General features: G+C 70.3%; 27 protein-coding genes. 22 read left to right on the top strand and 5 right to left on the bottom strand.

Annotation, left to right across the window (positions count from 1 at the left end; genetic code table 11):
• Window positions 1–24 precede the first annotated feature (24 nt).
• The 10 genes from atpB to ACVGV2_RS16670 all read left to right on the top strand — a co-directional run bounded on the left by atpB (window position 25) and on the right by ACVGV2_RS16670 (window position 8296).
• Complete coding sequence (gene atpB / locus ACVGV2_RS16715) at window positions 25–801, top strand: F0F1 ATP synthase subunit A (RefSeq protein ID WP_459163298.1); 777 nt, start codon at window positions 25–27, stop codon at window positions 799–801.
• Between the two features lie 62 nt (window positions 802–863).
• Window positions 864–1121 (top strand): ATP synthase subunit c family protein, encoded by a 258-nt coding sequence (locus ACVGV2_RS16710; RefSeq protein WP_459163297.1) that lies wholly within the window; start codon window positions 864–866, stop codon window positions 1119–1121.
• A 46-nt stretch (window positions 1122–1167) separates the two neighbouring features.
• A complete protein-coding gene (locus ACVGV2_RS16705; protein WP_459166028.1) occupies window positions 1168–1725 on the top strand; it encodes a F0F1 ATP synthase subunit B in 558 nt (185 codons plus the stop codon).
• A gap of 22 nt (window positions 1726–1747) precedes the next feature.
• Window positions 1748–2578, top strand: a complete 831-nt coding sequence (locus ACVGV2_RS16700) for a F0F1 ATP synthase subunit delta (RefSeq protein WP_459163296.1) — start codon at window positions 1748–1750, stop codon at window positions 2576–2578.
• Between the two features lie 88 nt (window positions 2579–2666).
• Entirely contained in the window at window positions 2667–4313 is a 1647-nt protein-coding gene (gene atpA / locus ACVGV2_RS16695) for a F0F1 ATP synthase subunit alpha (RefSeq protein WP_459163295.1), read from the top strand.
• A gap of 11 nt (window positions 4314–4324) precedes the next feature.
• A complete protein-coding gene (locus tag ACVGV2_RS16690) occupies window positions 4325–5254 on the top strand; it encodes a F0F1 ATP synthase subunit gamma (RefSeq protein WP_459163294.1) in 930 nt (309 codons plus the stop codon).
• A 1-nt stretch (window position 5255) separates the two neighbouring features.
• A complete protein-coding gene (atpD, locus tag ACVGV2_RS16685; protein ID WP_459163293.1) occupies window positions 5256–6683 on the top strand; it encodes a F0F1 ATP synthase subunit beta in 1428 nt (475 codons plus the stop codon).
• 252 nt (window positions 6684–6935) lie between these two features.
• Window positions 6936–7301, top strand: a complete 366-nt coding sequence (locus ACVGV2_RS16680; protein WP_459163292.1) for a F0F1 ATP synthase subunit epsilon — start codon at window positions 6936–6938, stop codon at window positions 7299–7301.
• Between the two features lie 11 nt (window positions 7302–7312).
• Window positions 7313–7765, top strand: a complete 453-nt coding sequence (locus ACVGV2_RS16675) for a DUF2550 domain-containing protein (RefSeq protein ID WP_459163291.1) — start codon at window positions 7313–7315, stop codon at window positions 7763–7765.
• Between the two features lie 63 nt (window positions 7766–7828).
• Window positions 7829–8296 carry a GNAT family N-acetyltransferase gene (locus tag ACVGV2_RS16670; RefSeq protein WP_459163290.1) on the top strand — a complete coding sequence of 156 codons (468 nt, stop codon included), beginning with the start codon at window positions 7829–7831 and terminating at the stop codon, window positions 8294–8296.
• 133 nt (window positions 8297–8429) lie between these two features.
• Here ACVGV2_RS16670 and ACVGV2_RS16665 read toward each other — a convergent pair whose 3' ends face one another.
• Window positions 8430–9002: a cob(I)yrinic acid a,c-diamide adenosyltransferase gene (locus tag ACVGV2_RS16665; protein ID WP_459163289.1), complete on the bottom strand. Its 573-nt coding sequence runs from the start codon at window positions 9000–9002 to the stop codon at window positions 8430–8432.
• A gap of 125 nt (window positions 9003–9127) precedes the next feature.
• Between ACVGV2_RS16665 and murA the strand changes: the two genes are divergently transcribed.
• Window positions 9128–10390 (top strand): UDP-N-acetylglucosamine 1-carboxyvinyltransferase, encoded by a 1263-nt coding sequence (gene murA / locus ACVGV2_RS16660; protein ID WP_459163288.1) that lies wholly within the window; start codon window positions 9128–9130, stop codon window positions 10388–10390.
• Window positions 10391–10514: 124 nt separating this feature from the next.
• Here murA and ACVGV2_RS16655 read toward each other — a convergent pair whose 3' ends face one another.
• The 3 genes from ACVGV2_RS16655 to ACVGV2_RS16645 all read right to left on the bottom strand — a co-directional run bounded on the left by ACVGV2_RS16655 (window position 10515) and on the right by ACVGV2_RS16645 (window position 13698).
• Window positions 10515–11294: a carbohydrate ABC transporter permease gene (locus tag ACVGV2_RS16655; protein WP_459166027.1), complete on the bottom strand. Its 780-nt coding sequence runs from the start codon at window positions 11292–11294 to the stop codon at window positions 10515–10517.
• Window positions 11295–11407: 113 nt separating this feature from the next.
• Window positions 11408–12379, bottom strand: coding sequence for a carbohydrate ABC transporter permease (locus tag ACVGV2_RS16650; protein WP_459163287.1), 972 nt, complete (start codon window positions 12377–12379; stop codon window positions 11408–11410).
• Window positions 12376–13698, bottom strand: a complete 1323-nt coding sequence (locus ACVGV2_RS16645) for an extracellular solute-binding protein (protein ID WP_459163286.1) — start codon at window positions 13696–13698, stop codon at window positions 12376–12378. Before ACVGV2_RS16645 ends, ACVGV2_RS16650 begins: the two co-directional genes overlap by 4 nt.
• 261 nt (window positions 13699–13959) lie before the next feature.
• Between ACVGV2_RS16645 and ACVGV2_RS16640 the strand changes: the two genes are divergently transcribed.
• Entirely contained in the window at window positions 13960–15012 is a 1053-nt protein-coding gene (locus ACVGV2_RS16640; RefSeq protein WP_459163285.1) for a LacI family DNA-binding transcriptional regulator, read from the top strand.
• A complete protein-coding gene (locus tag ACVGV2_RS16635) occupies window positions 15009–16652 on the top strand; it encodes a glycoside hydrolase family 13 protein (RefSeq protein WP_459163284.1) in 1644 nt (547 codons plus the stop codon). Before ACVGV2_RS16640 ends, ACVGV2_RS16635 begins: the two co-directional genes overlap by 4 nt.
• A 150-nt stretch (window positions 16653–16802) precedes the next feature.
• On the opposite strand, the gene ACVGV2_RS16630 is transcribed toward ACVGV2_RS16635, so the two are convergent.
• Entirely contained in the window at window positions 16803–18170 is a 1368-nt protein-coding gene (locus ACVGV2_RS16630) for an amino acid permease (RefSeq protein ID WP_459166026.1), read from the bottom strand.
• 248 nt (window positions 18171–18418) lie between these two features.
• Here ACVGV2_RS16630 and nucS point away from each other — a divergent pair, with 248 nt between their 5' ends.
• The 9 genes from nucS to ACVGV2_RS16585 all read left to right on the top strand — a co-directional run bounded on the left by nucS (window position 18419) and on the right by ACVGV2_RS16585 (window position 26842).
• Entirely contained in the window at window positions 18419–19078 is a 660-nt protein-coding gene (gene nucS / locus ACVGV2_RS16625) for an endonuclease NucS (RefSeq protein WP_459163283.1), read from the top strand.
• Window positions 19079–19310: 232 nt separating this feature from the next.
• Window positions 19311–20993, top strand: coding sequence for a sodium:solute symporter family protein (locus tag ACVGV2_RS16620; protein ID WP_459163282.1), 1683 nt, complete (start codon window positions 19311–19313; stop codon window positions 20991–20993).
• Window positions 20994–21085: 92 nt separating this feature from the next.
• A complete protein-coding gene (locus ACVGV2_RS16615) occupies window positions 21086–21352 on the top strand; it encodes a hypothetical protein (RefSeq protein WP_459163281.1) in 267 nt (88 codons plus the stop codon).
• 266 nt (window positions 21353–21618) lie between these two features.
• Complete coding sequence (locus tag ACVGV2_RS16610; protein ID WP_459163280.1) at window positions 21619–23124, top strand: aldehyde dehydrogenase family protein; 1506 nt, start codon at window positions 21619–21621, stop codon at window positions 23122–23124.
• Between the two features lie 134 nt (window positions 23125–23258).
• Window positions 23259–24254, top strand: a complete 996-nt coding sequence (dhaK, locus tag ACVGV2_RS16605) for a dihydroxyacetone kinase subunit DhaK (RefSeq protein ID WP_459163279.1) — start codon at window positions 23259–23261, stop codon at window positions 24252–24254.
• An 18-nt stretch (window positions 24255–24272) separates the two neighbouring features.
• Window positions 24273–24911 carry a dihydroxyacetone kinase subunit DhaL gene (dhaL, locus tag ACVGV2_RS16600; RefSeq protein WP_459163278.1) on the top strand — a complete coding sequence of 213 codons (639 nt, stop codon included), beginning with the start codon at window positions 24273–24275 and terminating at the stop codon, window positions 24909–24911.
• Window positions 24908–25612 carry a dihydroxyacetone kinase phosphoryl donor subunit DhaM gene (dhaM, locus tag ACVGV2_RS16595; protein ID WP_459163277.1) on the top strand — a complete coding sequence of 235 codons (705 nt, stop codon included), beginning with the start codon at window positions 24908–24910 and terminating at the stop codon, window positions 25610–25612. The genes dhaL and dhaM overlap by 4 nt, the downstream gene beginning before the upstream one ends.
• A gap of 50 nt (window positions 25613–25662) precedes the next feature.
• Complete coding sequence (locus ACVGV2_RS16590) at window positions 25663–25956, top strand: hypothetical protein (protein ID WP_459163276.1); 294 nt, start codon at window positions 25663–25665, stop codon at window positions 25954–25956.
• 112 nt (window positions 25957–26068) lie between these two features.
• A complete protein-coding gene (locus ACVGV2_RS16585) occupies window positions 26069–26842 on the top strand; it encodes an alpha/beta hydrolase (RefSeq protein ID WP_459163275.1) in 774 nt (257 codons plus the stop codon).
• Window positions 26843–26856 lie beyond the last annotated feature (14 nt).

The following is a 26856-nucleotide window of genomic DNA, read 5'->3' as shown; positions in this document are numbered from 1 at the left end:
CCGGGAGAACCGGAAGGAGCCCAGTTGGGCGCGCTGACGTTGGCTCAGGGTGGCTTTCAGCCACCAGGCGCCGAGAGTTTCGTCCTCCCGCCGATCTTCGGTGGTGTCACCAAGCCGATGGTGCTCGCTGTGCTGGCGGCGGTGATCGTTGGCGCCTACTTCGTGATGGCCACTCGCAACCTCAAGCTGGTTCCCGGCCGGGGTCAGTTCGTCGCTGAGTTCTTCTACGAGTTCAGCCGGAACAAGATCGCACGGGAGCACATCGGAGCGAAGGATTTTCGCCCGTTCGTGCCGCTCATCTTCGCGTTGTTCACGTTCATCCTGGTGAACAACCTCTTCGGCATCATCCCGTTCATCCAGTTCCCGACGATGTCCCGCATCGGGTTCCCGCTGGCGCTGATGGCGGTGGTCTACGTCGTGTTCCACGGCGCCGGTATCGCGCGGCACGGAGTCGTGGGGTACTTCAAGCACGTGATGTTCCCGCCCGGCGTGCCGAAGCCGATCTACGTGCTGCTGGCCCCGATCGAGTTCCTGCAGAAGTTCATCGCTCAGCCGCTCGCGCTGGCGGTCCGGGTCTTCGCGGCGATGTTCGCCGGGCACCTGATCCTGCTGGTGTTCATGCTCGGGGCCGAATACCTCCTGGTGGAGGCGAGCGCCGGGTTGAAGCCGGTGTCGATATTCGCCGCAGCTTTCGCGATCGCGATGACCTTCGTGGAAGCCCTGATCCAGGTCCTGCAGGCGTACATCTTCGCCCTGCTGACCGCGAACTTCATCGGTGCAGCCGTCGCACAAGAGCACTGACGAAATCCCGAGATCTCCGATCCGCGAAGTGGAATTGCGGACCGAGTGAAAGGTAGTTGAAAGTGAACAACATCGTTCTTGCGCAGGCCGCGGACGCCGCGACGAACATGAACCCGGGGCTGGCCGCCATCGGCTACGGCCTCGGCGCCATCGGTGCCAGCATCGGTGTCGGCATGATCTGGGCCGCGGTGATCAACGGCACGGCGCGTCAGCCGGAGGCGCAGGGCCAGCTGCAGGGCATCGCCTGGATCTCCTTCGTGCTGGTCGAGGTGCTCGCGCTGATCGGCCTGGTGGTCTTCTTCATCGCGTCCGCCGGCTGAGTTGTCGCCTCAACCGACGTTGGGAGACGGTGTGGTGAAGACGCAGATGGTACTGGCGGTGGAGAACCCGATCGTTCCGGCGCCAGCCGAGATGGTGGTCGGCTTTGTCGCCTTCCTCCTGTTGCTGTTCGCGCTGTGGAAGTACGCGGTGCCCCGCTTCGAGAAGGTCTTCGCGGACCGCACGGAGCGGATCGAAGGCGGCATCGCCAAGGCCGAGGAAGCTCAGGCCGAGGCCCAGCGCACGCTGGAGCAGTACAAGGCGCAGCTGGCCGAGGCCCGTTCCGAGGCGGCCCGCATCCGGGACGACGCGCGTGCCGAGGGGCAGCAGATCCTCGAGGAGATGCGCTCCCAGGCCCAGACCGAGTCCGACCGGATCATCAACCAGGGGCACGCCCAGCTGGCCGCCCAGCGGTCCCAGATCGTCGCCGAACTGCGCGGCGAACTGGGTCGGCACGCGGTGGACCTGGCGAGCCGCGTGGTCGGGGAGTCCCTGGAGGACGAGGCCCGCCGCCGAGGCACCGTCGACCGGTTCCTCGACGAGCTGGAATCCACCTCCGCCTCGGAGGGGTCCGAGTCGACCAGTTCCGGGGCCTCCCGGGGCTAACCGAGTGAAAGGCGCTTGACAGTTGAGCACCCTCGTGCATCCTGCGAGCAGGGATGCGCTGGCGGCCACCGAGTTGCAGCTGTTGCAGGCAACCGACGGTGCGCCGCCAGCGGAGATCACCGAGCTCGCCGACGAGCTGTTCGGCGTGGCCGACCTGCTGGGCCGCGAGTCCACGCTGCGTCGGGCGCTCGCCGATGCGGCCACCGACCCGGGTGATCGGGAGCAACTGGCTCGCGGGCTGCTCGGCCAGCGGATCGGTGCCCGCGCGCTGCCGGTCGTGGTGGAGGCCGTGCGCGTCCGGTGGTCCGGGCCGCGCGACCTGGTCGCCGGCCTGGAGCGGATGGCCCGCACCGCGCTGCTGGTGCAGGCCGAGCGGGCGGGCCGGCTGGATGCCGTGGAGGACGAGCTGTTCCGCCTCGGACGGACCGTCGGGGCGAGCGTGGAGCTGGACCGGCTGCTGTCGGATCCGACCGCGGTGGTTGACGGCAAGTACGCGGTGGTCGACCAGCTCATCGACGGCAAGGTCGAACCGATCACGCACAGCCTGACCCGCCACCTGGTGGCGCAGTCCCACGGGCAGCGGGTCAGCGAGGGCTTGGTCGAACTCGCCGAGATGTCGGCCAAGCGGCGCGAACGGTCCGTGGCCCAGGTCCGTTCGGCGACACCGCTGGACGAGCAGCAGCAGCAGCGGCTCGCCCGCACGCTGCAGCGGATCTACGGGCGTCCGATCGCCCTGCACCTGGAGATCGACCCTGAGGTGGGCGGAGGCCTGGTGATCCGGGTCGGTGACGAGGTCATCGACGGCAGCGTCGCGGGACGGCTCCAGTCCCTTCGGCGCGACCTCGCCGAATGAGGCGGGGCATCATGGTCGCAAGCGGCGTGGTCGCAACGCGCCGGACGAGAACTCCTTTCCCCGAACGACCCGAGAGCAGGAACGAGACATGGCGGAGCTGACGATCTCGTCGGACGAGGTCCGCAGTGCTATCGAGAAGTACGTCTCCAGCTACTCCCCGGAGGTCAGCCGCGAGGAGGTCGGAGTCGTCACCGACACAGGTGACGGCATCGCCCATGTCGAGGGCCTGCCTTCGGCTATGACCGAGGAGTTGCTGGAGTTCCCCGGCGGCATCCTGGGTGTCGCGATGAACCTGGAGGCCAACTCCCTCGGTGTGGTCATCCTGGGCGATTCCGACCAGATCGAGGAGGGCCAGGAGGTCCGCCGGACCGGCCGGGTCTCCTCGGTTCCGGTGGGGGACAACTTCCTCGGCCGCGTGGTGAACTCGCTGGGCGAGCCGGTCGACGGCCTCGGCGAGATCAGCGCGGAGACCGACCGGGAGCTGGAGCTGCAGGCGGCGTCGGTCTTGCAGCGGCAGCCGGTCGCGGAGCCGATGCAGACCGGGATCAAGACGATCGACTCGCAGACGCCGATCGGGCGGGGTCAGCGGCAGCTGATCATCGGCGACCGCAAGACCGGCAAGACCTCGATCGCGGTCGACACGATCCTTAACCAGAAGAGCAACTGGGAAAGCGGCGACCCGAGCAAGCAGGTCCGCTGCGTCTACGTCGCGATCGGCCAGAAGGGCACCACGATCGCCGGGGTCAAGGAGCGGCTGGAAGCCGCCGGTGCGATGGACTACACCACCATCGTCGCCGCGCCCGCCTCGGACTCGCCGGGGCTGAAGTGGCTGGCGCCGTACGCCGGGTCCGCTCTCGGCCAGCACTGGATGTACCAGGGCAAGCACGTGCTGGTGGTGTTCGACGACCTCACCAAGCAGGCCGAGGCCTACCGTGCGATCTCGCTGCTGCTGCGGCGCCCCCCGGGCCGCGAGGCCTTCCCGGGCGACGTGTTCTACCTGCACTCCCGGCTGCTCGAGCGCTGCGCGAAGCTCTCCGACGACATGGGCGCGGGCTCGATGACCGGTCTGCCGATCATCGAGACGAAGGCCAACGACATCTCGGCCTACATCCCCACCAACGTCATCTCCATCACCGACGGGCAGTGCTTCCTGCAGTCCGACCAGTTCAACGCCGGTCAGCGGCCGGCCATGGACGTCGGTACGTCGGTCTCCCGCGTCGGCGGCGACGCGCAGATCAAGGCGATGAAGAAGGTGACCGGTAACCTGCGCGTCGACCTGGCGCAGTACCGGGAGCTGGAGGCCTTCGCCGCGTTCGCCTCGGACCTGGACGCCGCCTCCCGGGCGCAGCTGGACCGCGGTGCCCGCCTGATGGAACTGCTCAAGCAGGACGAGGGCAACCCGCTGCCGGTGCAGGAGGAAGTGGTCGCGCTGCACCTCGGCACGGCCGGTCACCTCGACTCGGTCCCGCTCGAGGACGTGCAGCGGTTCGAGTCGGAGTTCCGCGAGCACTTCCGCCGCACGCACGGTTCGGTGCTGGACAGCATCGTGGAGACCGGTCAGTTCTCGGACGACACCGCCAAGGCGCTGGACGACGAGGTGGCGAAGTTCAAGAAGCAGTTCACCGCCTCGGACGGCTCCTCGGTGGCGCCGCAGGACGAGGAAGTCGAAGCGATGAACGCCAACGAGGTGGAGCAGGAGACCGTCAAGGTCAACCGCTCCGCCCCGAAGAAGTGACCGGGTAGGCCATGGCTCAACTTCGGGAGATTCGCAACCGCATCCGCTCGGTCCAGTCGACGCGGAAGATCACCAAGGCGCAGGAGCTGATCGCCACCTCGCGGATCACCAAGGCGCAGGCGCGGGTGGAGGCCTCGCGGCCCTACGCCGAGGAGATCACGAAGGTGCTGACCTCGCTGGCCGACGTGAGCGCGTTGGACCATCCCCTGCTGACCGAGCGGACCAACCCGGACCGGGTCGGTGTGCTGGTCGTGACCAGCGACCGCGGTTTCTGCGGCGGGTACAACGCCAACGTCTTCCGGGCGACGGAGGAGTTGATCGCCCTGCTGCAGGGTCAGGGCAAGACACCGGTGCTGTACGTCATCGGCCGCAAGGGCGAGGCGTACTACCGGTTCCGCAACCGCGAGGTCGAGGCCTCGTGGGGCGGGTTCACGGACCGCCCCGAGTACCAGAACGCCTCCGAGGTGGGCGACTTCCTGGTGCGGGCCTTCACGGCCGGTTCGGGCAACCGCATCGACGAGGAGGACCCGAGCAGCAAGCTGGGTGTGGACGAGCTCCACCTGGTCAACACCGAGTTCCAGTCGATGCTGACGCAGCGGCCGAAGGTCACCCGGATCGCACCGCTCGAGGTGGAGTACGCCGAAGAGGGGTCCGAGGCCGCGGCGCGTTCGACCTACGAGTTCGAGCCGGATCCGACCGCGCTGCTGGCGGCGCTGCTGCCGAAATACGTCAAAACCCGCCTGTTCGCTGGACTGCTGGACGCGGCGGCCTCCGAACACGCCGCCCGCCGCACGGCGATGAAGTCGGCGACGGACAACGCGGACGAAATGGTCCGCACCCTCAGCCGAGAGGCCAACCAGGCTCGCCAGGCGCAGATCACCCAGGAAATCAGCGAGATCGTCGGCGGTGTCGAGGCGCTCTCGTCCGCAGGAAGTGAGTGACATGACTGCTACTACCACGGCAACAGGCACCGGCCGTGTCGTCCGGGTGCTCGGCCCGGTCGTGGACATCGAGTTCCCGCGGGACGCGGTGCCTGACCTGTTCAACGCCCTCAAGGTCGACATCACCGCGGAGGGCATGGCCAAGACGGTGACCCTCGAGGTCGCGCAGCACCTGGGTGACAGCGTCGTGCGCGCCATCTCCATGGCGCCCACCCAGGGCCTGGTCCGCGGCGTGGACGTCACCGACACCGGTGCTGGCATCTCCGTGCCGGTGGGCGACGAGGTCAAGGGCCACGTGTTCAACACCCTCGGCCAGTGCCTGGACACCCCCGGTCACGCGTCCGAGAACGAACTCTGGGAGATCCACCGCAAGGCGCCGGCCTTCGACCAGCTCGAGGGCAAGACGCAGATCCTGGAGACGGGTCTGAAGGTCATCGACCTGCTCACCCCGTACGTCCAGGGCGGCAAGATCGGCCTGTTCGGCGGTGCCGGTGTGGGCAAGACGGTGCTCATCAAGGAGATGATCACCCGTGTTGCCAAGAACTTCGGCGGCACCTCCGTGTTCGCCGGCGTCGGCGAGCGCACCCGCGAGGGCACGGACCTGTTCCTGGAGATGACCGAGGACGGCGTCATCAACGACACCGCCCTCGTGTTCGGCCAGATGGACGAGCCGCCGGGCACCCGCATGCGCGTGGCGCTGTCCGCGCTGACCATGGCGGAGTACTTCCGCGACGTGCAGCAGCAGGACGTGCTGCTGTTCATCGACAACATCTTCCGGTTCACCCAGGCCGGCCAGGAGGTTTCCACGCTGCTCGGCCGCATGCCGTCGGCGGTGGGCTACCAGCCGACGCTGGCCGACGAGATGGGCGAGCTGCAGGAGCGGATCACCTCCACCCGCGGCCGGTCGATCACGTCGATGCAGGCGATCTACGTGCCGGCCGACGACTACACCGACCCGGCCCCGGCGACCACTTTCGCCCACCTGGACGCGACCACGGAGCTGTCCCGGAACGTGTTCCAGAAGGGCATCTTCCCGGCGGTGGACCCGCTGACCTCGTCCTCGACGATCCTCGAGCCGAACATCGTCGGCGACGACCACTACCGGGTCGCGCAGGAGGTCATCCGGATCCTGCAGAAGTACAAGGAACTGCAGGACATCATCGCGATCCTCGGTATGGACGAGCTGTCCGAGGAGGACAAGCTCACCGTCAACCGCGCACGGCGCATCGAGCGGTTCCTCTCGCAGAACATGCTCGTGGCCGAGCAGTTCACCGGCATGCCCGGTTCGACCGTTCCGCGCTCGGAGACCATCGAGGCGTTCGACAAGATCGCCCGCGGCGACTTCGACCACTACCCGGAGCAGGCGTTCATGGGCATCGGTGGCCTGGAGGACCTCGAGAAGGCCTACGAGAAGATCACCGGCCAGTGATCCCCGGGCGGTGAGTCCGGTGGCCGCGCCGCGAGGTGCGGCCACCGGACCCGAGCGGTGCTGTCGAGCAACCGGCTCCATCCGGGAACCTCCCGTCCAGCGTGGACGGCGGGTTCCCGTGCTGTATCGACTCCCAGGTGGTCGGGTGGTCGTCCACCGTCCTGTGCGCCACCTGTCGCCCGCAGGCCACCCCGCGGCCGTCAGTCGCGGCTCGGCTAGACTGCGGGCACACACCCGACGAAGGAGACGCACGTGGCCAACATGTCCGTCCAATTGGTCGCTGTGGAGCGACGCCTCTGGGCCGGGGAAGCGACCCAGGTCGTCGCGCAGACGACCGAGGGAGAAATCGGAATCCTGCCGGGCCACGAGCCGGTGCTCGGTCAGCTGGTCGAAGGCGGGGTCGTCAAGATCACCACGTCGGAGAACGACACGGTCACCGCCGCCGTGCACGGTGGTTTCCTGTCGGTGACGTCCGAAGGTGCGAGCGTGCTCGCCGAGTCCGCGGAGCTCGCCGACGAGATCGATGTCGCGCAGGCCCGCGAGGACGTGCAGCGCGGCGACGAGGAGGCCCGAGCACGGGCTCTGGTGCGACTGCGGGCGGCTGGACACTCGGCGTAACGGGCCACCGCATGGGATCGGTGGTGGTCTGGGGCGCGGCCGTGGTCGGGCTGCTGCTCGTCCTGGTCGCGGTGCTCGTCGCGATGCTCGCGTGGCGTCGCTTGCGCACGTTGCGCGTCGGGGGTGTGGATGTCGCGCTGCGGTTGCGCAAGGACCAGCGCGGCCGCGGATGGCATCTCGGCGTGGCGCACTACCGCGGCGAGGAGTTCGCCTGGTACCGCGCGTTGAGCCTGCGCTCCGGGCCCGATCTCGTGCTGAACCGCAAGAACTTGGCGATCGACGAGCGCCGCGACCCCACGATGGCGGAGAGCTACGCGATGCCCGCGGGCGCCACCGTGCTGGACTTGGCGGGGTACTCCTCGGAGCTCGAACTCGCGATGGACAGCGGTGCGCTCACCGGATTCCTGTCGTGGTTGGAGTCGGCGCCCCCGTCGGGCCGTTCGGTTCCGTGGAGCGCGAAGTGACGGGTTGATCCGGTGCCGGGCGCGCGACGTCCGCCGGTTCCGGCCGCGTCTATTCTGGGACGTGTGCGTGTTCTTTCCGTTTCCTACGACCACGCGGATGCGCGTCGGTTGATCGCCGCGGTGCAGGAGGAGTACCTGCGGCGCTACGGCGAGCGGGACGTCTCCGCGGTCGATCCGGACGAGTTCGCGCCGCCGCACGGCGCGTTCTTCCTCGGCTACGTGGGCGGTGCGGCCGCCGCGGCGGGCGGCTGGCGTCTGCGCGCCGACCTGCCCGGTGGTACCGACCGGGACGCGGAGATCAAGCGGATGTACACCGCGCCGTGGGCGCGCGGTCGCGGACTGGCCCGCGTCATGCTGGGTGAGATCGAGCGCTCGGCCGGCCTGGCCGGCTGCAAGCGGGCCGTGCTGGAAACGGGTGTGCAGCAGCCGGAGGCCCTGGCCCTGTACGCCTCCGCCGGCTATGCACCGATCACCCCGTTCGGCGTGTACGCCGGCGATGACGAGAGTCGCTTCTTCGGCAAGGAGATCTGACCGGCGGACGAGCAGCTCGCCCGGCGGGTGGACATTTCTCGAGAAACGTCGCCGACTTTTCTCGTGAAATGTCCACCGAGCCGGCGTGCGCAGCCGTTTCCGCCTCCGTGCCGGCCCCGGGCGAGCTCCTGCGTCAGGCGTTGCCGCCGGGCCGCCACAGCACGTCGCCGTCCGGGTTGGCCAGGCGTGCCAGGATGAACAGCAGGTCGGACAGGCGGTTGAGGTACTTCGCGGGCAGTTGCGAGGTGCGCTCGGAGTCCTCGGCGACCTGGCCCCACGCGCCGCGTTCGGCCCGTCGCGCGATGACGCGGGCCTGGTGCAGCAACGCTCCGCCGGGTGTGCCGCCGGGCAGGATGAACGACTCGAGCTTGCCGAGGCGCGCGTTGAACTCGTCGCACCACTGCTCGAGCCGGTCGACGTAGTCCTGCGGCACCCGCAGCGGCGGGTACTTGGGGTTCTCCGCGATCGGCGTTGCGAGGTCGGCGCCCACGTCGAACAGGTCGTTCTGCACCGACCGCAGGACTTCGCCGATCTCCGCGGGCAGTTCCGAGGTCGCCAGTGCCACGCCGATCGCCGCGTTGGTCTCCTCCACGTCGGCGTAGGCGACCAGCCGCGGGTCGGTCTTGCTCACCTGTGAGTTGTCCGACAGCCGCGTGGTCCCGCCGTCGCCGGCGCGGGTGTAGATCTTCGTGAGGTGTACGGCCATGTCCGCCACCCTAGTGGACCGCGGCCGCGGCGTGGCCGAAAATGCCGGCTGACCACCGAGATCCGCTGCTGGGCGCGGGTACCCGCCACGGCGGGACGTGCTGCGGGGCCGTAACCTGGGTACCCGTGAGTGAACATTTCCGGGTGCACGGCGGCGCGCGGTTGGTCGGTGAGGTCGACGTCGTCGGGGCGAAGAACAGCGTGCTCAAGCTGATGGCCGCGGCGCTGCTCGCCGAGGGCACGACGACGATCACCAACTGCCCGGAGATCCTCGATGTCCCGCTGATGGCCGAGGTGCTGCGCAGCCTGGGCTGCTCGGTGGAGATCGACGGCACGACAGTGCACATCACCACTCCGTCCGAGGTGGAGCACCGCGCGACCTCCTCCGCGATGGGCAAGCTGCGGGCCTCGGTGTGCGTCCTGGGCCCGTTGGTGGCGCGCTGCCGGCGGGCGGTGGTGACGCTTCCCGGTGGCGACGCGATCGGTTCGCGGCCGCTGGACATGCACCAGAACGGCCTGCGGCAGCTGGGCGCGAGCAGCCACATCGAGCACGGCGTGGTCGTGGCCGAGGCCGAGGACCTCAGCGGGGCGCAGATCTGGCTGGATTTCCCCAGCGTCGGTGCGACGGAGAACATCCTCATGGCTGCTGCGCTGGCGGAGGGGACGACGGTCATCGACAACGCGGCGCGCGAGCCGGAGATCGTCGATCTGTGCGTGATGTTGCAGCAGATGGGCGCGAAGATCGAGGGGTCGGGGACGTCGACGCTGACGGTGTACGGGGTGCCGAAGCTGGAGGCCGTGCAGCACCGCGTCATCGGTGATCGCATCGTCGGTGCCACCTGGGCGTTCGCGGCGGCGACGACGCGCGGGGACATCACAGTGCGCGGGGTGCAGCCGCAGCACGTCAACCTCGTGCTGGAGAAGCTGCGCATCGCCGGTGCGGAGATCACCACTTCGGATGAGGAGTTCCGGGTGACGATGAACCGGCGTCCCGACGCGGTGGATTTCGTGACGCTGCCGTTCCCGGGTTTCCCGACGGATCTGCAACCGATGGCGCTGGCGCTGTCGGCCGTGGCCGACGGGACGTCGATGATCACGGAGAACCTGTTCGAGTCGCGGTTCCGGTTCATCGAGGAACTGGTGCGGATGGGGGCCGATGCGCGCACCGATGGCCACCACGCGGTGGTGCGCGGTCAGCAGCGCTTGTCCAGCGCGCCGGTGTGGGCCACGGACATCCGGGCCGGTGTGGGGCTGGTCCTGGCGGGGTTGTGCGCCGACGGCGTCACCGAGGTGTGGGACGTGTTCCACATCGACCGCGGGTATCCGGACTTCGTGCGGAATCTCGGCCAGCTCGGCGCCGCCATCGAACGTGTCGGCGAGAACGGCTGACTTCTGATGCACCCACGATGGCGTGGGGATCGTTCGTACTCCGTTCGTGTGGGGACAACTCACAATTTTCATGAAAATTGTGCTCACTGGAACAGGTCCAGATTGGGCGCGGCCCGGTTGTCCGTCAGCCTTTGACGGCGCCGCTGGTGAGGCCGGAGACGACGAAGCGACGGAAGACGAGCACGAGCACGGCCACCGGCAGGGTCGCCGAGACGGCGCCGGCGAAGATCGTTCCGTAGGGGACTTCGAAGGACGTGCCGAACAGCGAGATGCCGACGGGGATCGTGCGGTAGGCGTCCTGCGCGTTGAGCGTGAGCGCCATGAGGAACTCGGTCCAGGTCGCGGTGAAGGTGAAGATGCCGGCGGTGAGGATGCCCGGCCGAACCACCGGCAGGATGATCTGCAGCACCGTGCGCACGGGACCGGCACCGTCGACGACGGCGGCGTCCTCCAGCGCGCTGGGCACCGACAGCATGTAGTTGCGCATGATCCAGATGGCCAGCGGCAGGTTGAACGCCACGTACGGGATGATCAGCCCCAGGTGCGAGTTGAGCAGCCCGAGCTGGCGTTCGGCCAGGTACAGCGGCGTGATCACCGCTACCGGCGGGAACACCGAGATCATCAGCAGCACCATGAGCAGCGGGCTGCGCCCGCGCATGGGCAGGCGCGCGAGGGCGTAGCCGGCGAAGAGGGCGAGGGCGAGCACGACCGCGGTCGAGCTCAGCGAGACGATGACGCTGTTGGTCACGTAGGTGCCGAAGTTGTCGGTGCCGAAGGCGCGTTCGTAGTGTTCGCCGGTGATCTTCGTCGGCCACGGTGTGGGCGGGCTCGCGCCGATCTCGCCCAGCGGTTTCAGCGAGCTGACCACCATCCAGTACAGCGGCGCCGCCGTGATGACGAACATGAGCGCGGCGCCGATGTTGACGAGGTTGAACACGCGGCGCAGGGGGCGTTTCCGCGCGCCCCGCCGCGTCACCCGTTGCCGGGGTTCCTGCTTGCCGGAGACCTGTGTGCGGGTCAAGCCGTGTCCTCCTTGCCGACTTGGGCGCGGAACGCGCGCAGGAACAGCAGGCAGGCGCCGATCACCAGCAGCGCGGTCGTGGTGGCGATGGCCGCCCCCGTCCCGATCCGCAGGTTCTGGAACAGCGTCTGGTAGGTGAGGATCGCCAGCGACTGGGTCGCGGTGCCGGGTCCGCCTTCGGTGAGCACGAACGGCAGGTCGAACACGCCGAAGGCCTGCAGGATGCGGAACAGCACGGCCACGGCGAGCGTCGGCCGCAGCTGCGGCAGCGTGACCTGCCAGAACGTCGTCCACGCACCGGCGCCGTCGACCTCGGCGGACTCGTACAGCTCGCGGGGCAGCATCATCAGCCCGGCCAGCGCGATGACGGCCACGAACGGCGTGGTCTTCCAGATGTCGGCGACCATCATGCCCGCGATCGCCGGGGCCGGTTCGCCGAGGATGAGCGGGGTCGTGCCGGTGAGGCTCCGCCACAGCCAGGTGGCCGCGCCGTAGGTCGCGTCGTAGATGTAGCCCCACAGCTCCGCCGAGATGACCGTGATCATCGACCACGGGATGAGCAGGAAGGCGATGAACCAGCCGCGCGCCGCGCCGAGCCGTTCCAGCACGAGGGCGGCCAGGACGCCGAGCACGAGTTCGGCGAAGACGGTCACGACGGTGTAGCCGATGGTGAAGGCCACCGAGTAGTACCACTCGCCCGAGCGCAGCAGGGCGGCGTAGTTGTCCCAGGTGAAGCCGTCCAGCCGGAATCCGTCGTAGGTCATCTGCACGTCGGTGAAGCTGAGCACCACCGAGAACGCGATGGGGAACAGCGTCACGGCCGCGATGACGACCAGCGCGGGCGAGGTGTACATCCAGCCGAGCCGGGCGAGGTGGCGTTCGCGCGATCGCCGCGGCGCGCCCCGCCGGGACGGCTGTTCGGGCGTGCTCCGCTGCGCTCCGGTGGGCGTGTGCGTTGCGGTGGTCACAGCGCCACCCCCGCCAGTGCCGAGTTGATCTCGGCGGCGACGTCCCGGGTCAGCCCGCCGGGGCCGCGCGAGCCGATGACGAGCGCGTTGAACGCGGTGCGGACGGCGTCGGAGATCTGCGGGTAGTAGGGCGTGCGCGTGGGACGCGGGTGCAGGTTGAGCTGCGAGGCGACGCGGAAGATGGGCAGGTCGTCGCGCTGCAGCCGCGGGTGCGCGAGCGCGGTCTCCGAGGCGGGCACGTGGGCCGAGCGCGTGCACAGCAGCAGTTGCGCGGGGACCTCGGACAGCCAGCGCGCGAACTGCACGGCCGCGCCGAGGTTGCGGGTGTGCGGGTTGATGTAGTTGTGCCAACCGCCCACTGTGGACACGTTCGCGGTGCGGGTGCCCGCGAACGTGGGGCGCGGGGCCACGCCGGTCCTGCCGGCCACCGCGGACTCCCCCGGGCTCGCGATCGTCGTCCACAGCGAGTCCCAGTTGCGCAGGAAGGCGGCCTGGCCGGAGCTGTAGGCGGTGACGGACTCCTGCTCGCTGTAGGTGCCGACCGCGCGCGGGGACACACCGGTGCGCATCATCTCGTCGATGAACTCCGCGGTGCGGCGCCCGGCCGGGCCGTCGATCGCCGCGGCGCCGTAGTCCGCGGTGACGAAGCCGCCGTCGGCGTCGCTGAGGAACTCGGAGATGTTGGCGGTGATGGTTTCCGAGGGCGCGCCCTGCCACAGGAACCCGTAGCGCACGTCGCCGGCGTCGATGAGCCTGCTCGCCGTGCGGGAGAGCTCCTCCCAGGTGCGCGGAACCGGCAGGTCGTGCTTGGCCAGCAGGTCGCTGCGGTAGTACAGGAACGACTCGGCGAGGTAGAACGGGAACGCCCAGCGCCGCCCGTCGTAGGTCAGCGAGGTGACCACGGGGGCGGCGAAGTCCTGCCAGAACTCGGTCGGCACCAGTTCGTCCAGCGGCATGGCCAGTGCGTTCTCCCCGAACTGGGCCGGCCAGGCGCAGTCGCCGAGGTAGACGTCGGGCAGTTCGGAGCCGGCGGCGATCTGCGTGGCGAAGGTCGAACGCTGGGTGTCCGAAGTGGGCGGTGTTTTGGTGATGCGCACCGTGACGTTGGGGTGCGCGGCCTGGAACGCTTCGACGAGCGCGGGGCGCAGGTCGCTGCCGTCGCGGCCGTCGATCGGGGCGGCGGCCCACTGGATCGTCACGGGCCCGCGGGGCGGGGCGGGGTCTTTGCCGGCGAGGGGATCGCTGTCGGCCCGGGCGCAGCCGGCGAGTCCTGCTGCGCCGAGCGCGCCGGCCAGCAGCTTCCGGCGGGATAGCGGCATGTGCGGCCTCCTCAGTGACACCGCGGTGCTCCGGTGGCGCGCCCACTGCGGGGTGTTCCACGTCACCGCACGGATGAAAACGCTTGCATTGATCTGCTGGGTCGTCAATCCCCGTGCTCGCAGCAGAACTCGTGCCGTGCTGCTGCGGTGCTTCTGACGTGCTGGTTCCTCTGCTGCCGTGCTGCTGTCGTGCTGCGAAGTGGCACGTCACCCGTGTGGAAGCGTTGCCAATCGTGCAGCGCCTCCGTAGGGTTGCCGACCATGACTGGGCAGCACCCCCGGATGAGCGATGTGGCCGCACGTGCCGGCGTCTCCCTGTCGACCGTCTCCCGAGCTCTGCGCGAGGCACCCGGCGTCGCGCAGGAAGTGCGCGACCGGGTGCGGCAGGCGGCGAGCGATCTGTCCTATGTGGTCTCCCGGGACGCCTCGGCGCTCGTGACCGGCGCGACCGGCAGGATCGCGGTGCTCGTGCCGTTCCTGCAGCCGTGGTTCTTCGGCGTCGCGCTGTCCGGAGTGGCCAACCGCCTGCGCGCAGCGGAGCGGGACATGCTGACCTACGAGGTCGGCGACCGGCGGGCGGCCCGCGACGTGCTGGCCGAGCTGCCGCTGAAGCGCAACGTGGACGCGGTGATCGCGCTCGCCCTCGATCTCGGCGACGAGGAGATCGCCGTGCTCGACGAGATCGGCGTGCCCGTGGTGTTCGCCAGCCAACGCGTGCCCGGCAGGCCGAGCGTGTTCGTGGACAACGCCGCGGCGACGGCGGCCGCCACCCGGCAGTTGATCAACCTCGGCCACACCCGGATCGGGTTCGTCCAGCCCTCCGACAGCACGGGGTTCAGCTGGAACTCGCGCACCCGCGCGCAGGGCTTCCAGCACGCCATGGCCGAGGCCGGGCTCACCGTGCCGGGCGAAGCAGTCGTGCGCACCGAGTCCGGCCCCCGCGGCGGGTCGGACGCGGCCGCCGAGTTCCTCTCCCGGCCGGACCCGCCCACCGCGGTGGTGGCCGAATCCGACGACGTCGCCTTCGGCGTGCTGCGCACGGCCTGGCGCAGCGGCGTGGCGGTGCCCGGTGCGCTGTCCGTGATCGGCTTCGACAACCACGACACGGCCGAGCTGCTCGGTCTGACCACAGTGGAACAACCGGTGTCCGAACTGGGCGCCCGAGCGGCCGAACTCGCCGTGCAGGCAACCGCAGAAACGGACGTGACCACCCACGCCGAACTGCCCACCCGCCTCGTCGTCCGCGATTCCGCGGCACGACCGAGAACGACCGGACGACTGGTCGACGCACCCGAGGATGAGGGGAAAGCATGAGCACCTGGTGGCGCAACGCCGTGATCTACCAGATCTACCCGCGCAGCTTCGCCGACACCGACGGCGACGGGATCGGCAACATCAGCGGCATCACGAGCAGGATGGACCACCTGGCGCGGCTGGGCGTCGACGCCGTGTGGCTCTCGCCCTGCTTCCCGTCACCGTGGATCGACGGCGGCTACGACGTGGCCGACTACCGCGACATCGACCCGGTGCTCGGCAGCCTCGAGGACTTCGACGAGATGGTGGCCGCGGCCCACGCGCGCGGTTTGCGCGTGCTGCTCGACATTGTGCCGAACCACACCTCCAGCGAACACCCGTGGTTCCGGCAGGCCCTCGACTCGGAACCGGGATCGCCGGCCCGCGAGCGCTACGTCTTCCGCGAGGGCCGCGGGCCGGGCGGTGCGCAGCCGCCGACGAACTGGCTCTCCCGCTTCGGCGGTCCCGCGTGGACGCGCCTGCCCGACGGGCAGTGGTACCTGCACCTGTTCGATCCGCAGCAGCCGGACCTGAACTGGCAGCATCCGCAGGTGCGCGCGGAATTCCGCGACATCCTGCGGTTCTGGGGCGCACGCGGGGTGGACGGGTTCCGCATCGACGTGGCGCACGGCCTGGTCAAGGATCTCGCCGAGCCGCTGCGGAACACCGACAACGACCACGCCGACAGCAAGATGGCCGAGTTCGAGGTGAACCCGGACCACCCGTTCCTCGACCGCCCCGGGGTGCACGAGGTGTACCGGGAGTGGAACGCGGTGTTCCACGAGTTCGACCCGCCGCTGTTCGCCGTGGCCGAGGCGTGGGTGCCGAACGCCAGCCGCGTGCTCTACACCCGCCCCGGCGAGCTGCAGCAGGCGTTCAACTTCGAATTCCTGCAGGTGCGGTGGGACGCCGCGCGGTACCGCGAGGTGATCGACTCCTCGCTGGAGGCCGCGGCCGAGGCGGGGACCGTGCCCACGTGGGTGCTGTCCAACCACGACGTGGTGCGCCATCCCTCGGTGTTCGGCTTGCCCGAGGGCACCGACCTGCGCGCCTGGCTCCTCTCGGACGGCACCGCGCCGCCGGCGGACCTGGAGCTCGGCACCCGGCGGGCGCGGGCGGCGCTGCTGCTGGAACTGGCCCTGCCCGGATCGGCCTACGTCTACCAGGGCGAGGAGCTCGGCCTGCCCGAGGTCGCCGACCTGCCCGCGGACGCGCTGCAGGACCCGCGGTGGGCGGGTTCCGGCGGCACGGACAAGGGCCGGGACGGCTGCCGGGTTCCGCTGCCGTGGACGCGCAGCGGTGTCTCCGCCGGGTTCAGCAGTGCTGCGGGTTGGCTGCCGCAGCCGGAGTGGTGGGCCGAGTACTCCGCGGAGGCCCAGGAGGGCGTCCCGGAGGGGATGCTCGAGTTCTACCGCGCCGCGCTGCGGTTGCGCCGCGAGTTCGCCGACGACGAGCGGTTCGCCTGGGACGACAAGCACAACACGGGCGAGGTGCTGGCCTTCCGCCGCGGCGATGACGTGCTCGTGCTGGTCAACACCGGTTCGACCGAGGTGTCGTTGCCCGCGGGGGAGGTGCTGCTGTCCAGCAGCGGCCTGCCGATGCGCGTGGACGAGGGGGAGCCGCTGCCCGCCGACGCCGCCGTGTGGCTGCGCACCGGATAACAGGACCTCGTCGAGTCGTTCTGCCCGACGTCACCAGCTTGCAACCGGCCGCGCGCGGTCGCTTCCGGCGGCGTCGCGGACTGCTCGCCAGCACCGAGATCACCCGCCTCGAAGGCCGGCTCCGCGTCCACCTCGGCCTGTGGAGCCGGATCACTCGGAACGCAGGAAGTCGTCGTGGTTGAGCGCCGAGCGGCGGTACCCGTACAAGGCGTACACCGCCAGCCCCACGACCATCCAGATCAGGAAGGTGTACCAGGTGACCGGCTGCAACCCCGTGATCAGGTAGACGCACAGCGCGAGGCCGAACAGCGGGATGACCGGCATCAGCGGGGTGCGGAACCCGCGCGGCAGGTCCGGGCGCGTGCGGTGCAGCACGATCACGCCGATGTTGACGAGGCTGAAGGCGACCAGCGTGCCGATGCTGGTCGCCTCGGCGAGCTGGTTCAACGGGACGACCGCGGCGAGCACCGCCACGACCACGCCGACCAGGGCGATGTTCCGCCCCGGCACGGAGCGTTGGTTGATCCGGGAGAACATCTTCGGCATGAGGCCGTCGCGGGACATCGACACGAGGATGCGGGTCTGCCCGTAGAGCACGGTCAGCACCACCGAGGCGATCGCGATGACCGCGCCGAGCGCCAGCACCACCGAGGCCCACGTCTGGCCGGTGACCAGGCGCAGCGCCACCGAGAGCGAGGCCTCCGACTCGCCCAGCGTGTCGGCGCCGACCGCGCCGACGGCGGTGAAGGCCACCGCCACGTACACCAGGGTGATGATCGCCAGCGACAGGATGATCGCGCGCGGCAGGTCGCGCCGCGGGTTCTTCGCCTCCTCGCCGGCGGTGGAGGCGGCGTCGAACCCGATGAACGAGAAGAACACCGCCGAGGCGCCCGCGGAGATCCCGGCGAAGCCCGCGGGGGCGAACGGCTCCATGTTGCCGGACCGGAAGCCGGTGGCGGCGACGATGACGAAGAAGACGAGCACCGCGATCTTCAGCACCGTGGTGACCGTGGCCGCGCGGGCGCTCTCCCGCACACCCATGAGCAGCACGCCCATGGCCAGCAGCACCACGAACGCGGCCGGAACGTTGACCACACCGCCTTCGCCGGGCGGAGCGGCCAGTGCCGCGGGCAGTGTCACGCCCAGGGTTCCGGCGAAGAACTCGTTGAGGTAACCGCCCCAGCCGACGGCCACCGCCGCGACCGACACGCCGTACTCGAGCAGCAGGCACCAGCCGCAGATCCAGGCGATGAGCTCGCCGAGCGTGGCATAGGTGTACGAGTAGGCGGAGCCGGAGACGGGGACGCTGCCGGCGAGTTCGGCGTAGGACAGCGCGGAGCACAGCGCTGCCAGCCCGGCGAGCACGAACGACAGCACGACGGCCGGGCCGGCCGCGGGCGCGGCTTCGGCCAGCACGACGAAGATGCCGGTGCCGAGCGTGGCACCGACGGACAGGGCCACGAGCGGCACGAGGCCGAGGGAGCGTCGCAGACGCGTGTGCGCCCCCTCGTCGTCCATCTGCTCAGCAGGTTTGACGCGGAGCAAAGTTCGGGCGGTTGACACGAGTGCCTACCGTAGCTCCCCGTGTCGATCACTCGGCGTGCTGGTCGCGCGGCGTTGCCACGCGGGAGTAGCTACGGGCCACGCGGGAGTGCTACGGGCCGCGCGGTCGTGCGTCAGTCGGACGGGTGGCCGTTCGGAACCGCTGCCCGGGACGGCCGCCCGGGGTGCCCGGAGGGTGATCCACGCGCCGTACCCTGTGTCGCGTGCGACTCGTCATTGCCCGCTGCCAGGTGGACTACATCGGTCGGCTCACCGCGCACCTCCCGATGGCGCAGCGGTTGCTGCTGATCAAAGCGGACGGCTCGGTGTCGGTGCACTCCGACGACCGCGCCTACAAGCCGTTGAACTGGATGAGCCCGCCGTGCTGGCTGATCGAGGACCCGGGGTTGTGGACGGTGCAGAACAAGTCCGGGGAGAAGCTGGTGATCACCGTCGACGAGGTCGTGCACGACTCGCACCACGAGCTGGGGGCGGAACCGGGGCTGGTCAAGGACGGTGTGGAGGCGCACCTGCAGGAGCTGCTCGCCGAGCACGTCACCACTTTCGGCGACGGCTGGTCGCTCGTGCGGCGCGAGTACCCCACCGCCATCGGCCCGGTGGACCTGATGTGCCGGGACGCCGAGGGCAACAGCGTCGCGGTGGAGGTCAAGCGCCGCGGCGAGATCGACGGTGTCGAGCAGTTGACGCGCTACCTCGAACTGCTCAACCGCGACCACCTGCTCGCGCCGGTGAAGGGGATCTTCGCCGCGCAGCAGATCCGGCCGCAGGCCCGCACGCTCGCCGAGGACCGCGGCATCCGCTGCGTCGTGCTGGACTACGAGCAGCTGCGCGGGATCGAACCGGACGAGTTCCGGCTGTTCTGAGCGGACTCGTCGTTGTCGAACTGCCCTGCACGACGGTTGAGTTCGATCCCGCGCAGCTGCGGTTGTCCGGCGCCGAGCGCGAGCAGACGGTGCAGCGCTTGAACACGGCCCTTTCCCGTTCAACGAATTGGTATCGGTCGGCAGCGGCTTCGCTCGCCGTGCGGTACTGTGCGCTCGCTTCGCACCTGTGGTGAGTGTCGTTTGGATTTGTTGAATCTGGAGGTGGGGTGGCGTGCACGTGCTGGCCCAGGAGCAGCTGCGGCTCGACGCGAGCGCGGTGGACTACGTACTGCTCGCGCTCTACTTCGCGTTCGTGGTGGGGATCGGATACCTGGCGCGCCGGTCGGTGTCCACGAGCCTGGACTTCTTCCTGTCCGGACGTTCCCTGCCGGCCTGGGTGACCGGGCTGGCCTTCATCGCGGCGAACCTCGGTGCGATCGAGATCATCGGCATGTCGGCCAACGGCGCCGAGTACGGCATGCCGACCATGCACTACTTCTGGGTCGGCGCGGTGCCCGCGATGCTGTTCCTCGGCATCGTGATGATGCCGTTCTACTACGGATCGAAGGTCCGCAGCGTCCCCGAGTTCATGCTGCGCCGCTTCGGCAGGGCTGCGCACCTGGTCAACGGCATCAGCTTCGCCCTGGCGCAGCTGCTCATCGCCGGCATCAACCTGTTCCTGCTGGCCAGCATCGTCAACGTGCTGCTCGGCTGGCCGCTGTGGCTGTCCATCATGTTCGCGGCGGCGATCGTGCTCAGCTACACCGCGATGGGCGGGTTGTCCGCCGCGATCTACAACGAGGTGCTGCAGTTCTTCGTGATCGTGGCCGCACTGCTGCCGCTGACCCTCGCCGGGCTGAACAAGGTCGGCGGCTGGCAGGGGCTGGTCGAGAAGGTCTCCGCGGGCCCCGGTGGCTCCGCGCAGCTGTCGGCCTGGCCGGCCAACGAGCTCACCGGTTTCGGCAGCAACTTCCTCAGCGTGCTCGGCGTCGTGTTCGGCCTCGGCTTCGTGCTCGCCTTCGGCTACTGGACGACGAACTTCGTCGAGGTGCAGCGGGCGATGGCCTCCAAGAGCATGTCGGCGGCCCAGCGCACGCCGATCATCGGTGCCTTTCCCAAGCTGCTCATCCCGTTCATCGTCATCATCCCGGGCATGATCGCCGGTGTGGCGGTGCAGGAGCTCGCCGCGTTCAAGGCCACCGGTGAGGGCGACGTCGACTACAACGACGCGCTGCTGCTGCTCATGCGCGACCTGCTGCCCAACGGCATGCTCGGCATCGCCCTGGCCGGACTGCTGGCTTCGTTCATGGCGGGCATGGCGGCGAACCTCAGCTCGTTCAACACCGTGTTCACCTACGACATCTGGCAGGCCTACATCGTCCGCGACCGGCCGGACGACTACTACCTGCGGATGGGCCGGTGGGTGACCGTCGGCGCGACGCTCGCCGCGGTCGGGTCGGCGTTCATCGCCGCCGGCTACGAGAACCTGATGGACTACCTGCAGCAGCTGTTCTCGTTCTTCAACGCGCCGCTGTTCGCCACGTTCATCCTCGGCATGTTCTGGAAGCGGATGACGCCCACCGCCGGGTGGCTGGGCCTGGTGCTGGGCACGGTCTCGGCGGTGGCGGTGTTCGGCCTCGCCGAGACCGGCGTGCTCGATCTGCCCGGTCAGGGCGCGAGCTTCGTCGGCGCCGGCACGGCGTTCGTCGTCGACGTGGTCGTCAGCATCGCCGTCAGCACGGTGACCCGGCCGAAGCCCGAGGCGGAGCTGGTCGGCCTGGTGTACTCGTTGACCGACCGCAGGTCGTTGCGCGCGAGCACCACGGGGGAGGACGCGGGCTGGTACCGCCGGCCGGGCCTGCTCGCGGGCATCGCCCTGGTCCTCGTGATCGTGTTGAACATCGTCTTCGGCTGAGTCCCGAGCGGCGACCGGCCCGCCGCGCTCGGGACTCGGCCGCCCTGTCCCAGCTGCCATGTTCCAGTTGTCATCGAACGGAGGTGATCGGTGTGGCGAGCGGAACCGAACGGCGCACCGGCCGGGGGAGCACCGCTGGTGCCTTCGACGTGCGCACCGTGATCGCGCTGCTGTTCGCCATCTACGGCGTCGTCCTGGTCGTGATGGGGCTCGTCGGCACGACGGAGGAGGAGATCATGCGGGCCGACGGGTTCAACCTGAACCTGTGGTCCGGGGCCGGCATGCTCGTCTTCGCCGTGCTCATGCAGGGGTGGGCCTGGTGGCGCCCGATCGTCGTGCACGAGGAGGACGGCGAGTAGCGGGCAGCAGGAGAACCCGCAGCGGGGCCGGTTGCGATGCGGCCCCTTCGGCGCTGCCGCGCCGAACCATCGCGGGGCGGCGGACGGCGTCCGTGCGGCGCCCCGCCCGATTACCGTGCGGTAATCGGTTGGAACACCGCCGTTCGGGCGAGTCGCATCGCACCACCCGTGCGTTCAAGCGCTGTTGGCCTGCGGTCCCGTTGCGGGCAAGGATTCCGTAGGCTGCACGATTAACGACGAGCGACGTGGCAGGTGGGAGGCCCGGCATGACCCAGACCGTCGGCATCGCAGGTGACCGTTCCGCGGCAGCCGAACCCGAGAAATTCGACTCCCTGGACCCGCGCACCGGCGAGGTCGTCGGCCGGCATCCGGTGCACGACGCGGCCGCGGTCGGCGACACCGTGCGCGCGGCGCGCGAGGCGCAGCAGTGGTGGGCCGAGCTCGGATTCGGCGAGCGGAAACGACGCCTCGACAAGTGGCGCAGGATCCTGGTCAAACGCCTCGACGAGCTGGCCGGTCTGATCTGCGCGGAGACCGGCAAACCGCTCGACGACGCCCGGCTCGAACTGGTCCTCGTCATCGACCACCTGCACTGGGCGGCGGCCAACGCGGAGAAGACGCTGCGCCGCCGGAAGGTCCCCTCCGGCGTGCTCATGGCGAACCACGCCGCCAGCGTCGAGTACCTGCCCTACGGCGTCATCGGCGTGATCGGCCCGTGGAACTACCCGGCCTTCACCCCGATGGGTTCGATCGCCTACGCCCTCGCGGCCGGTAACGCGGTCGTGTTCAAACCCAGCGAGCTCACCCCCGCCGTCGGGGAGTGGCTGGCCGGCACCTTCGCCGAAGTCGTCCCGGAACGGCCCGTGTTCTCCGTGGTCACCGGTTTCGGCGCGACCGGTGCGGCGCTGTCCGAATCCGAGGTGGACAAGGTCGCCTTCACCGGATCCACGGAGACCGGCAAGCGCGTCATGGCCTCCTGCGCGAAGAACCTCACACCGGTGCTCGTGGAATGCGGCGGCAAGGACGCGCTCATCGTCGACTCCGACGCCGACGTCCAAGCCGCCGCCGAAGCCGCCGTGTGGGGCGCGATGTCGAACGCGGGGCAGACGTGCATCGGCGTCGAACGCGTCTACGTCGTCGACTCCGCGGCCGAGCGCTTCCTCGACGCGGTCGGCGCGCGCGCCGCGAAGCTGCGCCCCGGTGCGGAACCGAACGCCAGCCTCGGCCCGATCACCATGCCCGACCAGGTCCCGGTGATCCGCGGGCACATCGACGACGCGCTGCAGCAGGGCGGGCGCGCGCTCGTCGGCGGCTCCGACTCGGTGCGTCCGCCGTTCGTGGAACCGGTCGTGCTCACCGACGTCCCCGCGGACTCCTCGGCGGTCACGGAGGAAACCTTCGGTCCGGCCATCGTCGTGCAGCGGGTCGGCGACGCCGACGAGGCGGTGCGCCTGGCCAACGGCACCCGCTACGGTCTCGGCGCCACCGTGTACTCCAAGTCCCGCGGCGCGGAGCTGGCGCGGCGGCTGCGCAGCGGCATGGTGGCGGTCAACTCGGTGATCTCCTTCGCCGCGGTGCCCTCCCTGCCGTTCGGCGGTGTCGGCGACTCGGGCTTCGGCCGCATCCACGGCGCCGACGGGCTGCGCGAGTTCACCCGCGCCCAGTCGGTCACCCGCATGAAGTTCCGCATCCCGCTGAACCCGATGAGCTTCGGCCGACCCAAGGGCACCGTGCGGAGCCTCGTGCGGCTCATCCGCCTGCTGCGGAGGTAGCGGGGCGGCGCGCGAGGCGGTGGGCACCTGGCAGGATGGTGGGAGTGTGACGGCGCGCACCCGGGTCGGCGGCAGCTGCCCCCCCGGACGCGCCGCCCGCTGCGAGCGTTCCCGCCCGGTGAGGAGACCATCGCTTGAAGAAGATCGTGGACGCCTCGTCGACCCTCGTCGAGGACGCGCTGCGGGGCATGGCCGCGGCCTGGCCGGACCGGCTGCGCCTGTGCACCGACCCGGCGGTGCTCGTGCGCACCGACGCGCCGGTGTCCGGCAAGGTCGCCGTGATCTCCGGCGGCGGCTCCGGTCACGAGCCGCTGCACGGCGGGTTCGTCGGGCCCGGCATGCTCGACGCGGCCGTGCCCGGTGCGGTGTTCACCTCGCCCACGCCGGACGCGGTCCAGCAGGCGGTGGCCGAAACCCGCGCCGGGGCGGGTGCGCTCATGCTGGTGAAGAACTACACCGGCGACGTGCTCAACTTCGAAACCGCGGCGGAACTGGCGGGCGTGGACGACGTCGCGGTGCGCAGCGTGATCGTCGACGACGACGTCGCGGTGCAGGACTCGACGAACACCGCGGGGCGGCGCGGCGTGGGCGGCACGCTCATGGTCGAGAAGATCGCCGGTGCGGCCGCGGAACGCGGGTCGGGGCTGGACGAGTGCGCGCGGATCGCGCAGCGGGTCGTCGACGGCGTCCGCTCCATGGGCGTGGCGCTGACCGCGCCGACCGTGCCGCACGCGGGGGAGCCGAGCTTCGAGCTCGGTGCCGACGAGATGGAGATCGGCATCGGTATCCACGGCGAGCCGGGTCGGGAGCGCGTGCCGCTGGCGCCGGCTTCGGACCTCGTGCGGCGGTTGCTCGACCCGATCCTGGCGGACCTGCCGTTCGGCGAGGGTGACGAGGTCGCGCTGCTGACCAACTCGATGGGCGGCACACCGCAGCTGGAGCTCTACGCCGCGCACGGGATCGCCGAGCGGCTGCTGGCCGAACGCGGGATCACGGTTGCGCGGCGGCTGGTCGGGGCGTACGTGACCAGCTTGGAGATGCAGGGGATGAGCCTGTCGCTGCTGCGGCTCGACGACGAGCTCCGCGGGCTGTGGGACGCGCCGGTGGACACCCCCGCGCTGCGGTGGTGAGTTCGGAAGGTGGAAACGATGGGTTGTTCGGCCCGTGACGTTGCCGCTGTGCTGCACGCGGCTGCCACGGCGATGAGCGAGCACCGCGAGGAGCTGGTCGAGCTCGATCGGCACATCGGCGATGCCGACCACGGTGAGAACCTCGACCGCGGGTTCCGCGCGGTCGTGTCCAAACTGGATACGAGTTCGTGGCAGACACCTGCCGACGTGCTGAAGCTCGGCGCCACCGTGCTGATCTCCACCGTCGGCGGTGCCTCCGGCCCGCTGTACGGCACCGCGCTGCTGCGCGCGTCCACCTCCGCCGGCGAGGACGAGCAGCTCGACGCGCGCGGCGTCGTCGCGGCGCTGCAGGCCGCCGTCGACGGCGTCGTCGCCCGCGGCAAGGCCGAGGTCGAGGACAAGACGATGATCGACGCGCTCACTCCCGCGGCCCGCGCGGCCCGGGAGGCCGCCGACCTCGGCTCCGAGGTCGCCGACGTGCTCGCCACCGCTGCGGAGGCGGCGCAGCTCGGCGCCGACCGCACCGAACCCATGGTCGCCCGCAAGGGCCGCGCCTCCTACCTCGGCGACCGCAGCGCCGGCCACGTCGACCCGGGGGCGCGCTCCACCGCGCTGCTGCTGCACGCGATGGCCGAAACAGCGAGGAAGCGCTCATGACCGTCGGACTGGTGATCGTTTCGCACAGTGACCGCCTGGCGCGCGGCGTCGTCGAACTGGCCGGGCAGATGGCCCCGGACGTGGCCGTCGGCCCGACGGGCGGCGGGTCCGACGGCAACCTCGGCACCGACTTCGAGGCGGTGAACACCGCCGTCGACCAGGTCGACGACGGGGCCGGAGCCGTGCTGCTGTACGACCTGGGCAGCGCGCGCATGGTGGCAGAGCTGGTCGTGGAGACCCGCGAACCCCGGGCCGTGCTCGTCGACGCCCCGGTGGTGGAAGGGGCCGTGGCCGCGGCCGTGTCCGCTCAGGGCGGGTCCGCGCTGGCCGAGGTGGCGCAGGCGGCCCGTTCCGCCGCGCACGAGCGGGCCGACGAGTCCGCCACCACCGCCACCACCGCGTCAGCCGTTTCCCCGCCGCAGGCCGCTGCGGAACAGCCGCTGGAACGCGACCTCGCACTGCGCAACGAGGTGGGGCTGCACGCGCGCCCGGCCGCGCTGCTGGCCCGCTGCCTCGCCGGACTGCAGGCCGAAGTGCACGTCGCGCTGGGCCAGCAGCAGGCCAACGCGGGCAGTGTGCTGGAGGTCATGGGACTGGGTGCGCGGAAGGGCGACACGGTGCGGCTGCGCGGCGAGGGGCCCGATGCGCAACTGGCCCTCGACCGCATCGCGGAGCTCGCCGAACGAGACTTCGACGAATGAACCACCGGCCGCGGAGCCGGGCCCGGCCGCGGCCCGATACCGTGGTGGACGTGCCACGTCGCAACCGAGTGCGCCGCCCGCGCGGAAGCGGCCCGCCCGAACGCCCCCTCGGCGGGGTCGGCGCGTCCCGGGTGGAAAGCGGCCCGGACGGCGACTGGGTGGTGCGCACCGTGCCGGCCGCGCAGGCGGTGAAGGAGTACCGCTGCCCCGGCTGCGACCACGAGATCCGAGCGGGCGTGGCGCACGTCGTGGCCTGGCCCGAAGCGGAGTTCGGCGGGGCGGAGGTGCGCCGCCACTGGCACACCGGTTGCTGGCACCGTGGCGGCCGGTCGCGGCGCCGCTGAGCGCACGTATTGCGCTGAGCACACGTGTCGCGCGGGGCGCCGTGTCGCGCGGGGCACGCCGGCGAGGACCGCACCCCCGCGCCGGTACCGCGTCGTGGCAGGATCGACCGCGATGAGCACCGAGGAGGAAGCCCCGCCGGGCACGCGGATCGGGCCGAACACGATGCTGCCCGCGCGGCGGCGGTCGATCACCCTGCACACGGCGGATGAGCTCCGGTTGATCGGCGAGCTGGCGCTGCCCGAGTCCCGCCCGCCGCGGGCGAGCCTGGTGTGCCTGCACCCGCTGCCGACGCACGGCGGCATGATGGACTCGCACATCTTCCGCAAGGCCGCGTTCCGGCTGCCGGCCCTGGCCGACGTGGCCGTGCTGCGGTTCAACACCCGCGGCACCGCGAGCGAAGCCGGCCGCAGCGAGGGCGCCTTCGACGGCGGCGACGGGGAGAAGTTCGACGTGGCCGCGGCGCTGGAGTACGCGGAGTTCGAAGAGCTGCCGAACGTGTGGCTCCTCGGCTGGTCCTTCGGCACCGACCTGACGCTGGTGCACGGCCTCGACCCGCTCGTGCAGGGCGCGGTGCTGCTGTCCCCACCGCTGCGCTGGAGCACCGAGGAGCACCTGCGCGCCTGGGCCGGATCCGGCAAACCGGTGCACGCGTTCGTCCCCGAGCACGACGACTACCTGCAGCCGGAACAGGCCCGCCGCCGGTTCGCCGCGCTCCCGCAGGCCGAGGTCGTCGGCTTCGACGGCACGAAGCACCTGTGGGTGGGCAAGGCGGACTCCGCGCTGGACGCGATCGTCGGCACGGTCGCACCGGAGGTGCCGACGCCGCTGCCGCGCTCGTGGGACGGGCCGTCCGAAGAGCGCCAGGTGACGATCGTGGGTTCCTGACCGCGGCAACTGCT

The sequence above is a fragment of the Bounagaea algeriensis genome (assembly GCF_054491375.1).
The sequence above is the reverse complement of the archived record's forward strand: the minus strand, read 5'-3'. Positions and strand labels throughout refer to the sequence as shown.